We start from the raw sequence: 14,542 nt of genomic DNA on the forward strand, positions 1-14,542 counted from the left end.
CGAATGCGACGAAGGCGCGCAAAATGACCGCGCGTACTTATTGCGATGCCGAGTCGCGGCGAAAGGGAACTCCCGCCGAACCGTTTGTCCGGGATCGTCGACGCGCTCCGCGTCCCCGGCGCATCCGGTTCAGCAAATGTTCCGGAACCCGGAGTGAGGCCCTGACGGGACCGCCCGGTGCGCGGTCCTCGCCGGGTACACGAAGCCGGCGGATCTTCCGGTTCCGCACTCGGCGTGTGGCCTGACACACATCCGCCTGGCCGCAGGCCCCCCGACACACGCGAGCGCCCCCGGCCGACAGGCCGGGGGCGCTCAGGGAGGTACGACTGACAAGTACGGTGCGGGCTCGCTCAGCCCTCGGCGAGGTACCGCTCGACGGTCTCGACCTTTGAGGTCATCCCGTCGGACACCCCTGGCCGGATGTCGGCCTTGAGGATGAAGGAGACCCGGGGCGCTCTGGCCTCCACCGCGGCCACCGCGCGCTTGACCACGTCCATCACCTGGTCCCACTCGCCCTCGACGGTGGTGAACATCGCGTCGGTGCGGTTCGGCAGGCCGGACTCGCGTACGACGCGGACCGCGTCGGCGACGTACTCGCCGACCTCTTCGCCGACCCCCAGCGGGGTCACCGAGAACGCGATGATCACGCCTCGGCCGCCTCGCGGGCACGAGCCGCTATCACGCTGTCGGCCTCGTCGCGCTTGAGGAGCTTGTCGCCGTAGAGGCCGCCGAAGGGCAGCAGGGCGAGGACGAGGAACAGGATGACCTTCTTCAGCGGCCACTTCGCCTTGTGCCACACGTCCAGCAGGAACACCGCGTAGATCACGAACAGGATCCCGTGCAGGATGCCGAGCGGCATCATCAGGTAGTCGATGTCCGAGATCCGGCTCAGCAGCGAGCCGAAGATCAGCAGAGCCGGGAACGACAGCGCCTCCGGAACGGAGATGAGGCGCAGCCGGTGCAGGGCGGAAGCGGTCTTGATGTCCACGTGGAACCTTCGCGGGTGGAGGCGGGGGGTCCGTCCCAGTGTCTCAGCCGCCCGGCGGGGTCTTGCCCCGGGTGCCGGTCCCGCGGGCCCCGTACGTCTCAGGTGCCGCCCGAGTGTGGCGTATATCCACCATGGGGCCCTGTTCGCCCCCGCTGACGGCGGATACCGTCTTCCCGTGGCTCAGTTCCGACTCCAAGGCAGCAAGGTGCTCGCCGTCGACCTGACCGGTGACGCCGTGAAAGCGAAGAACGGCGCCATGGTCGCGTACGACGGCCAGATGGCCTTCAAGAAGATGTCCGGCGGTGGCGAAGGCCTCCGCGGCATGGTGACCCGCCGGCTGACCGGCGAACAGATGACCGTGATGGAGGTACAGGGGCACGGCACCTGCTTCTTCGCCGACCGCGCGAGCGAGATCAACCTCGTCAGCCTGCACGGCGAGAAGCTCTACGTCGAGGCCAGCAACCTGCTGTGCACCGACGCCGGTCTGCGCACCGGCACCACCTTCACCGGCCTGCGCGGCGCCTCGACGGGCAACGGGCTGTTCACGACGACCGTCGAAGGCTCCGGCCAGGCGGCGATCGTGTCCGACGGCCCGGCGGTGGTGCTGCGCGTCAGCGCCCAGTACCCGCTCTCGGTCGACCCGGGCGCGTACATCGCGCACACCGGCAACCTCCAGCAGTCCTTCCAGTCCGGGGTCAATTTCCGCACCCTGATCGGCGAGGGCTCCGGCGAGGCCTTCCAGATCCGCTTCGAGGGCGAGGGGCTGGTCTACGTACAGCCCAGCGAGCGCAACACCATCGGGGGTGAGGTCTGATGCCGTTCCGCGAGATCAACTCGAAGATGGTCGAGGCCCAGGTCGTCCCCGGGCAGAAGATGTACAGCCAGCGCGGCGCGATGCTCGCCTACCGCGGGGACGTCTCCTTCACCCCGAGCCTGACCGGCGGCCAGGGCGGCGTCATGGGCATGATCGGGCGCCGGGTGGCGAACGAGCAGACGCCGCTCATGACGGTGGAGGGAAGCGGCACCGTGATGTTCGGCCACGGCGGCCACCACATCCAGGTGATCAACCTCTCCGGCGAGACCCTCTACGTCGAGGCCGACCGGCTCCTCGCCTTCGACGGCACCCTGACGCAGGGCACGATGTTCATGGGCTCGCAGGGCGGGGTCATGGGCATGGTGCGCGGCCAGGTCACCGGCCAGGGCCTGTTCACCACCACCCTCAAGGGCCACGGCGCGGTCGCCGTGATGGCCCACGGCGGGGTCATCGAACTCCCCATCACCCCCCAGCGCCCGATCCACGTGGACCCGCAGGCGTACGTCGCCCACCACGGCGACGTCCGCAACAAGCTCTCCACCGCGCTCGGCTGGCGGGACATGGTGGGCCGCGGTTCGGGTGAGGCGTTCCAGCTGGAGCTGTCCGGCCAGGGCGCCGTGTACGTACAGGCCTCGGAGGAAAAGCTGTGAACTTTGGTCCTGTGACGGGCGGACCCGGTGGACCCGGCGGGCCGACGGTGTTCGATCCGTACACCCTGCCGTCCGACGACAACGTGAACCCGTACACCTTCTGCGTGGAGCTCAAGGGGAGCCAGTGGTTCCTGCAGAAGGGCAAGATGATCTCGTACTACGGGAGCATCGAGTTCAACGGCATCGGCAACGGCCGCTTCGACCGCCTGCTGCGCACCAGCTTCCACTCGCCGCTGCACGCCAGCGACTGGGTGGTGGCCGAGGGGCAGGGCAAGATGCTGCTGGCCGACCGGGCCTTCGACGTGAACTCGTTCGACCTGGACAACGGGAACCTGACCATCCGGTCAGGGAATCTCCTCGCCTATCAGCCCACGCTGGCCCTGAAGCAGTCGATCGTCCCGGGGTTCCTGACGCTGATCGGGACCGGGAAGTTCGTGGCGGCGTCCAGCGGGCCGGTGGTGTTCATGGAACCGCCACTGCGCGTGGACCCGCAGGCGCTGGTGGGCTGGGCGGACTGCCCCTCGCCGTGCCACCACTACGACCACGCCTACATGTCGGGCGTGATGGGCGGACTGCGCTCGCTGACGGGCATCGGCGGCACGTCGGGCGAGGAGCACCAGTTCGAGTTCGTGGGGGCGGGGACGGTGCTGCTCCAGTCGTCCGAGACGCTGATGGCGGAGCAGGCGATCGGCGCCGTCGGCGCCGGCGCGGCCACCGGCAACGCCCAGGGCGTTCCGGGAGCCGGTCAGGGCCCGGCGGGTTCGATGGGCGTGCCGCGGATGCCGGGGCAGCTGGGTGATCTCCAGCGGCGATTCGGACTGTGATCCTGCGCACATCGTCGTATTTTGTACGCCATTCAACTTTTTAGGTAGAGTTGTTTCATGGAGACCATGGAGACCGAGACAGCCACCCGCTGGCTCACCGATGCCGAACAGTGTGCCTGGCGTACCCACCTGGACGTCAACAGACTGCTCATGCACCAGCTGGAAAAGGATCTCCAGCCCTTCGGACTCACCATCAACGACTACGAGATCCTCGTGAACCTCTCGGAGTCGGAGGGACACCGGATGCGCATGAGCGATCTCGCCACCGCCACCCTCCAGTCCAAGAGCCGGCTGTCGCACCAGATCACGCGGATGGAGGCGGCCGGTCTGGTGCGCCGGGTCAACTGCGAGTCCGACCGGCGCGGCCTGTACGCGGTGCTGACGGACGAGGGCATGGAGACGATGCGCAAGGTCGCCCCGCACCACGTGGCATCCGTCCGGGAACACTTCATCGACCTGCTGTCCCCGGCGGCCCTGGCGACCCTCCGCGAATCCCTGACCCCGGTGGCGGACCACCTCCGGGACAACCGCGGCAAGATCTGACCCGGTAACGCCGGCGGGGCCTTCCAGCCCCGCCGGCGTTCGAGGCAGGGGACACCCCCAGCGGTAGCTGGGGGAGGGTCCGGGCAGAGCCCGGCTCAGCCCTCCGTCAGGCTGTCCAGCAACGCGTCCGCCGCCGCGTACGGGTCCAGCTCCCCCGCCGCCACCCTGGCGGCCAGGGCGTCCAGATGCGCGTCGCCGTGCAGGTCCGCGAGCCGCCCCCGCAGGGCCGTGATCGCGATGGTCTCCACCTCGCGCGCCGCCCGCGCCGCCCGCCGCTCGGCCAGCACCCCGTGCTCGTCCATCCACGCGCGGTGCTTCTCCAGCGCCTCGACCACCTCGTCGATGCCCTGACCGCGGGCCGCGACCGTCTTGACGATCGGCGGCCGCCAGTCGTCCCGGCCCCGGGCCTCGCCGAGGCCCAGCATGTGGTTCAGCTCGCGGGCGGTCGCGTCGGCGCCGTCCCGGTCGGCCTTGTTCACCACGTACACGTCGCCGATCTCCAGGATCCCTGCCTTCGCGGCCTGGATCCCGTCGCCCATCCCGGGAGCCAGCAGCACCACCGAGGTGTCGGCCTGCGAGGCGATCTCCACCTCCGACTGCCCGACCCCGACCGTCTCGACCAGGATCACCTCGCAGCCGGCCGCGTCCAGCACCCGGATCGCCTGTGGGGCCGCCCACGCCAGCCCGCCCAGGTGTCCCCGGGTGGCCATGGAGCGGATGTAGACCCCCGGGTCGGAGGCGTGGTCCGACATCCGGACCCGGTCGCCGAGCAGCGCCCCGCCCGAGAAGGGCGAGGACGGGTCGACCGCGAGCACGCCGACCCGTTTGCCGGCCTTGCGGTACGCCGACACGAGCGCCGAGGTCGAGGTCGACTTGCCGACGCCCGGAGACCCGGTCAGGCCGACCACGTACGCTCCGCCGGTCAGCGGGGCCAGGGCCGCCATCACCTCGCGCAGGTGCGGGGACGCCCCCTCGACCAGTGAGATCAGCCGGGCCACGGCCCGCGGCCGGCCCTCGCGGGCCTGTGCCACCAGCGTGGGGACGTCCACCGTCTTCATGCGGCCACCTACGCCTTCGGGACGCGGATCACGAGGGCGTCGCCCTGACCGCCGCCGCCGCACAGCGCGGCCGCGCCGAGCCCGCCGCCCCGGCGCTTGAGCTCCAGCGCCAGGTGGAGGACCACCCGGGCGCCGGACATGCCGATCGGGTGCCCCAGGGCAATGGCGCCACCGTTGACGTTCACCTTTTCCGGGGTCACGCCGAGGTCCTTCATTGACTGCACGGCAACCGCCGCGAAGGCCTCGTTGATCTCGATCAGGTCCAGGTCTGCGACGTCCAGGCCGTCCTTCTTCAGAGCGTGCGCGATCGCGTTCGACGGCTGCGACTGGAGGGAGTTGTCCGGGCCGGCCACGTTGCCGTGGGCGCCGATCTCGGCCAGCCACTCCAGGCCCAGCTCCTCGGCCTTCGCCTTGCTCATCACGACCACGGCGGCGGCGCCGTCGCTGATCTGGGAGGACGTACCGGCGGTGATGGTGCCGTCCTTCGCGAAGGCGGGGCGCAGCTTGCCGAGGGACTCCGCGGTGGTCTCGGGGCGGATCCCCTCGTCCTGCGAGAAGACGACCGGCTCGCCCTTGCGCTGCGGGACCTCGACCGGGGTGATCTCGGCCTCGAAGATGCCGTTCTTCTGCGCGGCGGCGGCCCGCTGGTGCGAGGTGGCGGCGAACTGGTCCTGCGGGGCGCGCTCGATGCCGAGGCGGGCGTTGTGCTTCTCGGTGGACTCGCCCATCGCGATGTTCTCGAAGGCGTCGGTGAGGCCGTCGTAGGCCATCGCGTCGAGCATCTCGATGGCGCCGTACTTGAAGCCCTCGCGCGACTTGGGCAGCAGGTGCGGGGCGTTGGTCATCGACTCCTGGCCGCCCGCGACCACGATGTCGAACTCGCCGGCGCGGATCAGCTGGTCCGCCAGGGCGATGGCATCGAGGCCCGAGAGGCAGACCTTGTTGATGGTGAGCGCCGGGACGTTCATGGGAATGCCGGCCTTGACGGCGGCCTGGCGGGCCGGGATCTGGCCCGCGCCGGCCTGGAGCACCTGGCCCATGATCACGTACTGGACCTGGTCGCCGGAGATGCCGGCCCGGTCCAGCGCCGCCTTGATGGCGAAACCGCCGAGGTCGGCGCCCGAGAAGGACTTCAGCGAGCCGAGCAGTCGGCCCATGGGCGTGCGGGCCCCGGCGACGATCACCGAAGTGGTGTTGTTCGATCCGGACATGAGGCGGATCCCCTTTCAACAAGGGAAGCTGAGGAGTGAACGAGGGTTTACCTGAATGTACTGAGCGGTACCCGCGCCGTCACCGGGCAGTCGGTGTGATCGCTGGCACGTTGCGTGACGACCCTCCTCGGCGGTGCACTGTTCCCATGCTGACAAGAATCGACCACATCGGGATCGCCTGCTTCGACCTTGACAAGACCGTCGAGTTCTACCGTGCCACGTACGGCTTCGAGGTGTTCCACACCGAGGTCAACGAGGAGCAGGGCGTACGCGAGGCCATGCTCAAGATCAACGAGACCTCCGACGGCGGGGCCTCCTACCTCCAGCTCCTGGAGCCCACCCGCGAGGACTCCGCGGTCGGCAAGTGGCTGGCCAAGAACGGTGAGGGCGTCCACCACATCGCCTTCGGCACCGCCGACGTCGACGGGGACGCCGAGGCCATCCGCGGCAAGGGCGTCCGAGTCCTCTACGACGAGCCCCGGATCGGCTCCATGGGCTCGCGCATCACGTTCCTGCACCCCAAGGACTGCCACGGCGTGCTCACCGAACTGGTCACCTCCCGACCTGAGCACTGATGTCCCCTTTCCCCGGCCGGTAGAGTGATGCTGGCTCGGCCGGGGTTCGGTGCGGAGACGGGGTCGGGGCCTGTGACCCCTGCCCCGGTATCTGACACCATTCCCCGGGGGCGTCGTTCAGCGGGCGGACGATGCTCATTTGGGAGTGAGCTTGCGACCAGGGGACGGATGGGACCGCGCTGTGCGGGGCTACGAAAGCCAGGAGAGCCATCAGGCCGAGGTGGACCATCTGTCGCGCTTCGAAGCCGAGATGGAGCGGCTGAAGAAGGAGCGCGGGAAGGCCGTCCAGCACGCGGAAGACCTGGGATACCAGGTCGAGGTGCTGCGCGCCAAGCTCCATGAGGTACGCCGCAATCTCGCGTCCCGCCCCGCCTACGACGGCGCGGACATGGGCTACCAGGCGGAGCAGTTGCTCCGCAATGCCCAGATCCAGGCCGACCAGATGCGCTCGGACGCCGAGCGCGAACTGCGCGACGCCCGGGCGCAGACCCAGCGCATCCTCCAGGAGCACGCCGAGCACCAGGCGCGCCTCCAGGCCGAGCTGCACGCCGAGGCCGTCAACCGGCGCCAGCGCCTGGACCAGGAGCTGGGCGAGCGCCGCCAGACCGTCGAGGCCCACGTCAACGAGAACGTGGCCTGGGCCGAGCAGCTGCGCGCCCGTACGGAGTCCCAGGCCCGCCGGCTCATGGACGAGTCCCGCGCCGAGGCCGAGCAGGCGCTGAACGCCGCCCGCGCCGAGGCCGCCCGGACCATCGAGGAGGCCCGCCGCCGGCTCGCCTCCGACGCCGAGGCGGCCCGCGCCGAGGCCGAATCCACGCTGCTGCGCGCCCGCAAGGAGGCCGAGCGGCTGCTGAGCGCCGCCTCCGCGCAGGCCCAGGAGGCCACCGAGCACGCGGAGCGGCTGCGCAGCACCACCAGCGCCGAGGCCGAGCAGACCCGCCAGCAGACCATGGACCTCGGCCGGGTGGCGGAGGCGCGGGTCCAGGAGGCCGACGGCGCGCTGCGCACCGCCCGCACGCAGGCCGAGACCCTGCTCGCGGAGGCCAAGGAGAGCGCCGCCCGCCAGCTCGCGTCGGCGGAGTCCGTCAACGAGCAGCGCACCCGCACCGCCAAGGAGCAGGTCGCCCGGCTGGTCGGCCAGGCCACCAAAGAGGCCGAGCTCCTCAAGGCGGAGGCCGAGCAGGCGCTGGCCGACGCCCGTGCCGAGGCCGAGCGGCTGCGCACGGAGGCCGGCGAGCAGGCCCGTACGGCCGCCGCCGAGGACACCGCGGCGCAGCTGGCTCAGGCCGCGCGCACGGCGGAGGACGTACTGAACAAGGCCTCCGAGGACGCCCGGGCGACCACCCGGGCGGCGTCCGAGGAGGCCGAGCGGATCCGCCGCGAGGCGGAAACCGAGGCGGAGCGGCTGCGCGCCCAGGCGGCGGCCACGGCCGACGAGCTCAAGGGCGCGGCGAAGGACGATACCGAGGAGTACCGGGCCCGCACCGTCGAGCTCCAGGAGGATGCCCGGCGGCTGCGCGGCGAGGCGGAGCAGCTGCGCGCGGAGGCCGTCGCCGAGGGCGAACGGATCCGCGGGGAGGCGCGCCGCGAGGCGGTCCAGCAGATCGAGGAGGCGGCCCGGACGGCCGAGCAGCTCCTCGGCAAGGCCAAGGCCGACGCGGACGAGCTGCGCGGCGGGGCGAACGCCGAGAGCGAGCGGGTCCGCGCCGAGGCCGTGGAGCGGGCCACCACCCTGCGCAAGCAGGCCGAGGACACCCTGGAGCGCACCCGCGCGGAGGCCGAGCGGCTGCGCGCCGAGGCCGAGGAGCAGGCGCAGGCCGTGGCCGCCGAGGCGGACGCGGCGGCCCGTGCCCGGCGCGAGGAGACCGAGCAGGCCCTCGCCGCCAAGCGGGCGGAGGCCGACACGGAACTGGTGCGGCTGCACACGGAGGCCGAGGGCCGGCTGACGGCGGCCGAGCAGACGCTGCGCGACGCCCGCGCGGCGGCGGAGGGCATCCGCAAGGAGACCACCGAGGAGAATGACCGGCTGCGCGCCGAGTCGGCGGAGCGGATCCGCACCCTCCAGGCCCAGTCGGAGGCGGAGGCCGCCCAGCTGCGCTCGGAGGCCGCGGAGGACGCCGGCCGGGTTCGCGCGGAGGCCGAGCAGGTCTCCGTACGGCTGCGTGGCGAGGCCGAGGCCGAGGCGGAGCGGCTGCGCACCGAGGCGCAGGAGACCGCGGACCGGCTGCGCGCGGAGGCGAAGGCGGCCGGCGAGCGGGTCGCGGCGGAGGCCGCGGAGGCCCTCGCCGCTGCCCAGGAGGAGGCCACCCGGCGGCGCCGGGAGGCCGAGGAGACCTTGTCGGCGGCCCGGACGGACGCCGGGAACGAGCGCGCGCAGGCCCGTGAGCAGAGCGAGGAGTTGCTGGCGCAGGCCCGCAAGCGCTCGGAGGAGGCGCAGGCCGAGGCGGCCCGCCTGACCGAGGAGGCGGAGCGCCGGGCGGCGGAGCTGGTGGCGGCGGCCGAGGCCACCGCCCAGCAGGTACGGGACTCCGTGGCCGGGCTGCACGAGCAGGCCGAGGAGGAGGTCGCCGGACTGCGCTCCGCGGCCGAGCACGCGGCGCGGCGTACGCGCACCGAGGCCGAGGAGGAGGCGGACCGGGTCCGCTCCGACGCCCACGCGGAGCGCGAGCGCGCGGCCGAGGACGCGGCGCGCCTGCGCAGCGAGGCCAGGGTCGAGACGGACGCGGCGAAGGCGCTCGCGGAGCGCACGGTCGGCGACGCGATCGCCGAGGCGGAGCAGCTGCGCAGCGACACCGCGGAGTACGCGCAGCGGGTGCGTACCGAGGCGACGGACGCCCTGGCGGCGTCCGAGCGCGACGCGGCGCGTACCCGGGCGGACGCCCGGGAGGACGCGAACCGCATCCGGGGCGAGGCGGCGGAGTCCCTGGAGGCTTCGCGCACCGAGGGCGGCCGGATCGTCGCCGAGGCCACGGCGGAGGCGGAACGCCTCACGGAGGAGACCCTCGCGGCGAACGCGGCCACGGTCGCCGAGGCCGAGGCCGCGGCGGAAGCCCTGCGCGCCGAGGCGGCGAGCACCCTGGACGAGGCGCGTACCGAGGCGGGCCGGCTCCGTACGGAGGCGGCCGAGCAGGCGGACCGGCTCATCACCGGGGCGACGGCGGAGGCGGAACGCCTCACCGAGGAGACCCTCGCGGCGAACGCGGCCACGGTCGCCGAGGCCGAGGCCGCGGCGGAAGCCCTGCGCGCCGAGGCGGCGAGCACCCTGGACGAGGCGCGTACCGAGGCGGGCCGGCTCCGTACGGAGGCGGCCGAGCAGGCGGACCGGCTCATCACCGAGGCCGTCTCCGAGGCGGACAAGCTCACGGCGCAGGCGGCCGAGACGCTGGCCGCAGCCGAGCGGGACGCCGCGAGGATCCTGGTCGACTCCCGTGCCGAGGGCGACCGACTGGTCGACGAGACGCGCGCGGCCAACGAACTCACGGTCGGCGAGGCGGCGGCGGAGGCCGAGCGACTGCGCGCCGACGCGGCGCGCACCCTGGACGAGGCCCGCGCGGAAGGCGGCCGGATCGTCGGCGAGGCCACCGCGCAGGCGGACCGGCTCACCGAGCAGACGCGCAAGGACAACGAGCGCACGGTCGGCGAGGCGGCGAACGAGGCCGAGCGGCTGCGGGCGGAGGCGTCGCAGGCCCTGTCCTCGGCGCAGGAGCACGCCGCCCGTACCCGGTCGGAGGCCGAGCGGGTCAAGGCGGAGGCGGCGACGGAGGCGGAGCGCGTCCGTACGGAGGCCCGTGCGGAGTCCGAGCGGCTGCTGGACGAGGCCCGCGAGGAGGCCAACAAGCGTCGCAGCGAGGCTGCGGCGCAGGTCGACCGGCTCATCACGGAGGCCTCGGCGGAAGCCGAGAAGCTCACCGGCGATGCCCGGCAGCAGGCTCTGGCGGCCACCACGGCGGCCGAGGAGCAGGCCGACGCGATGGTCGACGCGGCCCGCAAGGAGGCGGCGCGGATCACCTCCGAGGCGACGGTGGCGGGCAACTCCGTGGTGGAGAAGGCCCGTACGGACGCGGACGAGCTGCTGGTCGGGGCGCGTACGGACGCGGCGGCCATAAGGGAGCGGGCGGAGGAGCTGCGCGGCCGGGTCGAGTCCGAGGTCGAGGAGCTGCACGAGCGGGCCCGCCGGGAGTCGTCCGAGCAGATGAAGTCGGCCGGCGAGCGCGTGGACAAGCTGGTGCGGGCGGCGACCGAGCAGAGCGTCGAGGCCGAGGCGAAGGCCAAGGCGCTGGTGTCGGACGCGAGCAGCGAGGCGAGCAAGGTCCGCATCGCCGCCGTGCGCAAGGCGGAGGCGCTGCTCAAGGAGGCCGAGCAGAAGAAGGCGGAGCTGGTCCGGGAGGCCGAGGGGGCGCTGGCGCAGGCCCGTGCGGAGGCGGAGCGGCTGGTCGACGAGGGGCGGCGCGAGCTGGAGGTCCTGGTGCGCAGGCGCGAGGACATTCAGGCGGAGATCTCCCGTGTCCAGGACGTTCTTGAGGCGTTGGAATCATTCGAGGCACCTTCGGGTGCCGCGAAGCCCGCGATGGGCGGCCAGGGCGCGGGGGGCGTGAAGGCCGGCGCAACAGCGGGTTCCACTCGTACGGGTGGTAAGACGTCAGAGGGCTAGCCACAGCACATGATGTGTGCTTTCGGTAGCGGTTCACACGAACGAGTGACAAGCATTCTGTCGCCTTGCCACTCAAAAGGGGTGTCATTGTCCAGGGCAAACGTGGATTGACTCGATGACACGCCGTTCGGGCCCCTAGGATTCCCCTTAACACCTCACGTAGCACCTCATCGGTCTCATTCGACAGGAACCCCATGAGCGACACTTCCTCCCCCTTCGGCTTCGAGCTCGTGCGGCGTGGTTACGACCGCGGTCAGGTGGACGACCGCATTACCAAGCTGGTCTCCGACCGCGACAGCGCCCTTGGACGTATCAACTCTCTGGAAAAGCGGATCGAGGAGCTGCACCTCGAGACGCAGAACGCCCAGGCCCAGGTGAGCGACGCCGAGCCGTCGTACGCCGGCCTCGGCGCCCGGGTCGAGAAGATCCTGCGCCTGGCCGAGGAGGAGGCGAAGGACCTTCGTGAGGAGGCGCGTCGCGCGGCCGAGCAGCACCGTGAGCTGGCCGAGTCGGCCGCCCAGCAGGTGCGCAACGACGCCGAGTCGTTCGCGTCCGACCGGAAGACGAAGGCGGAGGACGAGGGCGTCCGCATCGTCGAGAAGGCCAAGGGCGACGCGTCCACGCTGCGCGCCGAGGCACAGAAGGACGCGGCCTCCAAGCGCGAGGAGGCCGACGCGCTCTTCGAGGAGACCCGCGCCAAGGCCGCCCAGGCCGCCGCGGACTTCGAGACCAACCTGGCCAAGCGGCGCGAGCAGTCCGAGCGCGACCTGGCCTCGCGTCAGCAGAAGGCCGAGAAGCGCCTCGCGGAGATCGAGCACCGCGCGGAGCAGCTGCGCCTGGAGGCCGAGAAGCTCCGTACGGACGCCGAGCGCCGCGCCCGCCAGACCGTGGAGACCGCGCAGCGCCAGGCCGAGGACATCGTCGCCGACGCCAACGCCAAGGCCGACCGGATCCGCAGCGAGTCCGAGCGCGAGCTGGCGGCGCTCACCAACCGCCGCGACTCCATCAACGCGCAGCTGACCAACGTGCGCGAGATGCTGGCGACGCTGACCGGTGCGGCCGTCGCGGCGGCCAACCCGATCGTGGACGACGAGCCGGTCACCCGCGGCGTCCCGGCGCAGCAGAGCCGCTGACCCCCGCGTCGCGGTGAACCGGGCGGTACGGTTTGCCCGTTTCACGACCAAAGCAGGGCCGTGCGTCACCTTTCGGAGGTAGCGTGCGGCCCTTGGGCGTTCTAGCGTGACCCCATGATCGAGCTTGAGGGCCTTACCAAACGATTCGGCGCGAAGACCGCCGTGGACAACCTCAGCTTCCAGGTCAAACCGGGGGTGGTGACCGGCTTCCTCGGCCCCAACGGGGCGGGCAAGTCGACGACCATGCGCATGATGCTCGACCTCGACAATCCGACCAGCGGTACGGTCCGGATCGACGGCAAGCACTACCGGAACCTGCCGGAGCCGCTGAAGTACATCGGGGCGCTGCTGGACGCCAAAGCCATGAACGGCGGGCGCACCGCGTACAACAACCTTCTCTGCCTTGCCCAGTCGAACCGGATCCCGGAGCGCCGGGTGGCCGAGGTGCTGGACCTGGTCGGCCTGACGGCCGTGGCCGGGAAGAAGTCGAAAGGATTTTCGCTCGGCATGGGGCAGCGGCTGGGGATCGCCTCCGCGCTGCTCGGTGATCCGGAGATCCTGATGTTCGACGAACCCGTCAATGGTCTGGACCCGGAGGGAATTCTCTGGATCCGCAATCTTATGAAGGGGCTCGCGTCGGAGGGAAGAACGATCTTCGTCTCTTCTCACCTGATGAGTGAAATGGCCCTGACCGCAGACCATTTGGTGGTGATCGGACAAGGAAAGCTGCTTGCCGATCTCTCGATGGCCGATTTCATCCAGCAGAACTCGCGCAGTTACGTACGACTGCGCTCGCCGCAGCAGGAACGCCTCAAGGACGTCCTGCACGAGGCCGGGATCGACGCGGTCGCCGTGCCGGGCACCGGCGCGCTGGAGATCGACGGCGTGGGCGCCGAGCAGCTCGGCGAGCTGGCCGCCCAGCACCGGATCGTGCTGCACGAACTCAGCCCGCAACGGGCTTCATTGGAGGAAGCGTTCATGCGCATGACGGCGGACTCCGTCGAGTACCACGCCCACGCACCGGGCGGGGCCGGTCCCGTCGGAGGCATCGACGTGGCCGTCGGCCTTCCGGTGCCGCCGGCCGACGCCCCCGCGTGGGGCGCGGCGTACGACGCGACGCGCAAGGGCGGCGAGTGACCATGTCGACCTTCCCCGCCATCCTCAAGTCCGAGTGGACGAAGATCCGTACGGTCGCCTCCACCACCTGGACCCTGGCCGCCGCGCTCGTCGTGACGGTCGGCATCAGCGCCACCCTGTGCGCCGCCCTGGCCTCCTCCTTCGACGACATGTCGCCGCAGGAGCGGCTCACCTTCGACCCGACCCTCATGAGCTTCGCCGGCATGACCCTCGGCCAGCTCGCGATGATCGTCTTCGGTGTGCTCGTGGTGGGCAGTGAGTACAGCTCGGGCATGATCCGCACCTCACTGGCCGCCGTGCCGGGCCGTGCGCGCTTCCTGTTCGGAAAGCTCACCGTCGCCACGGCGCTGGCGCTGGTCGTGGGGCTCGCGACCAGCTTCCTGTCCTTCTTCCTGGGTCAGGCCCTCCTGGGCGAGCACGGCATCGGCATCGGCGAGGACAACGTCCTGCGCGCGGTGATCGGCGCCGGTCTCTACATGACTCTGCTGGCGCTCTTCTCGATGGGCCTGGCCGCCATCCTGCGCAGCTCCATCCTGGCGCTCGGCATCCTGATGCCGTTCTTCCTGCTGGTCTCGAACATCCTGGGGTTCGTCGACGCCACCCGGAAGGTGGCCCAGTACTTCCCGGACCAGGCCGGCTCCAAGATCATGCAGGTCGTGCCGGGCGCGATGGAGAGCCCCGACGCGCCGTACGGCCCCTGGGGCGGCCTCGGGATCATGCTCCTGTGGGTGCTGGCAGCCGTGATCGGGGGCTACGTCGTACTGAAGAAGCGCGACGCGTGACGGACAGGTGCGCCGCGGCGTCCGTCCTGAGAGGGACCTGAGGGACGCCTGAAGTACTACGGGGGATCCCCGGGCCGATCTCAGGGGTAGCTCAGGGATCCGGCCCGGGAGGGAACCGCGCGCGACTCGATATCCTCTTAAGGCTTACGTGGACGAGAGCCGTCCGGGCCTGGCAA

At 71.4% G+C, this 14,542-nt stretch carries 13 protein-coding genes; 9 read left to right on the plus strand and 4 right to left on the minus strand.

From position 1 onward, the window contains the following. Positions 1 to 350: 350 nt before the first annotated feature. Positions 351 to 647, minus strand: a complete 297-nt coding sequence (locus ACWDYJ_RS08150) for an MTH1187 family thiamine-binding protein (protein ID WP_451564665.1) — start codon at positions 645 to 647, stop codon at positions 351 to 353. Next, positions 644 to 988 (minus strand): DUF3817 domain-containing protein, encoded by a 345-nt coding sequence (locus tag ACWDYJ_RS08155; protein WP_451564666.1) that lies wholly within the window; start codon positions 986 to 988, stop codon positions 644 to 646. Before ACWDYJ_RS08155 ends, ACWDYJ_RS08150 begins: the two co-directional genes overlap by 4 nt. Before the next feature lie 175 nt (positions 989 to 1,163). On the opposite strand from ACWDYJ_RS08155, the gene ACWDYJ_RS08160 reads away from it, so the two are divergent. The 4 genes from ACWDYJ_RS08160 to ACWDYJ_RS08175 all read left to right on the plus strand — a co-directional run bounded on the left by ACWDYJ_RS08160 (position 1,164) and on the right by ACWDYJ_RS08175 (position 3,819). Continuing rightward, complete coding sequence (locus tag ACWDYJ_RS08160; RefSeq protein WP_451564667.1) at positions 1,164 to 1,802, plus strand: AIM24 family protein; 639 nt, start codon at positions 1,164 to 1,166, stop codon at positions 1,800 to 1,802. Further along, complete coding sequence (locus ACWDYJ_RS08165) at positions 1,802 to 2,452, plus strand: AIM24 family protein (RefSeq protein ID WP_451564668.1); 651 nt, start codon at positions 1,802 to 1,804, stop codon at positions 2,450 to 2,452. Before ACWDYJ_RS08160 ends, ACWDYJ_RS08165 begins: the two co-directional genes overlap by 1 nt. Beyond that, the gene (locus ACWDYJ_RS08170; protein WP_451564669.1) at positions 2,449 to 3,276 is read left to right on the plus strand and encodes an AIM24 family protein; all 828 of its coding nucleotides are present in this window, start codon (positions 2,449 to 2,451) and stop codon (positions 3,274 to 3,276) included. The genes ACWDYJ_RS08165 and ACWDYJ_RS08170 overlap by 4 nt, the downstream gene beginning before the upstream one ends. A 66-nt stretch (positions 3,277 to 3,342) precedes the next feature. Further along, a complete protein-coding gene (locus ACWDYJ_RS08175; RefSeq protein WP_451564768.1) occupies positions 3,343 to 3,819 on the plus strand; it encodes a MarR family winged helix-turn-helix transcriptional regulator in 477 nt (158 codons plus the stop codon). Positions 3,820 to 3,914: 95 nt separating this feature from the next. On the opposite strand, the gene meaB is transcribed toward ACWDYJ_RS08175, so the two are convergent. Together meaB and ACWDYJ_RS08185 are read right to left on the minus strand one after the other, a co-directional pair. Next, positions 3,915 to 4,877 (minus strand): methylmalonyl Co-A mutase-associated GTPase MeaB, encoded by a 963-nt coding sequence (gene meaB / locus ACWDYJ_RS08180; protein ID WP_451564670.1) that lies wholly within the window; start codon positions 4,875 to 4,877, stop codon positions 3,915 to 3,917. Positions 4,878 to 4,885: 8 nt separating this feature from the next. Continuing rightward, complete coding sequence (locus ACWDYJ_RS08185; protein WP_451564671.1) at positions 4,886 to 6,088, minus strand: acetyl-CoA C-acetyltransferase; 1,203 nt, start codon at positions 6,086 to 6,088, stop codon at positions 4,886 to 4,888. A 146-nt stretch (positions 6,089 to 6,234) separates the two neighbouring features. Between ACWDYJ_RS08185 and mce the strand changes: the two genes are divergently transcribed. From mce to ACWDYJ_RS08210, 5 genes are all read left to right on the plus strand, one after another. Continuing rightward, positions 6,235 to 6,663, plus strand: a complete 429-nt coding sequence (mce, locus tag ACWDYJ_RS08190; protein ID WP_451564672.1) for a methylmalonyl-CoA epimerase — start codon at positions 6,235 to 6,237, stop codon at positions 6,661 to 6,663. 181 nt (positions 6,664 to 6,844) lie between these two features. Beyond that, positions 6,845 to 11,314: a polarized growth protein Scy gene (gene scy, locus ACWDYJ_RS08195; protein ID WP_451564673.1), complete on the plus strand. Its 4,470-nt coding sequence runs from the start codon at positions 6,845 to 6,847 to the stop codon at positions 11,312 to 11,314. 194 nt (positions 11,315 to 11,508) lie between these two features. Beyond that, complete coding sequence (locus ACWDYJ_RS08200) at positions 11,509 to 12,447, plus strand: cellulose-binding protein (protein WP_451564674.1); 939 nt, start codon at positions 11,509 to 11,511, stop codon at positions 12,445 to 12,447. Positions 12,448 to 12,561: 114 nt separating this feature from the next. Then, the gene (locus tag ACWDYJ_RS08205; protein WP_451564675.1) at positions 12,562 to 13,584 is read left to right on the plus strand and encodes an ABC transporter ATP-binding protein; all 1,023 of its coding nucleotides are present in this window, start codon (positions 12,562 to 12,564) and stop codon (positions 13,582 to 13,584) included. A gap of 2 nt (positions 13,585 to 13,586) precedes the next feature. After that, positions 13,587 to 14,366 (plus strand): ABC transporter permease subunit, encoded by a 780-nt coding sequence (locus ACWDYJ_RS08210; RefSeq protein WP_451564676.1) that lies wholly within the window; start codon positions 13,587 to 13,589, stop codon positions 14,364 to 14,366. Positions 14,367 to 14,542 lie beyond the last annotated feature (176 nt).

This window comes from Streptomyces sp. NPDC003042, assembly GCF_053591315.1.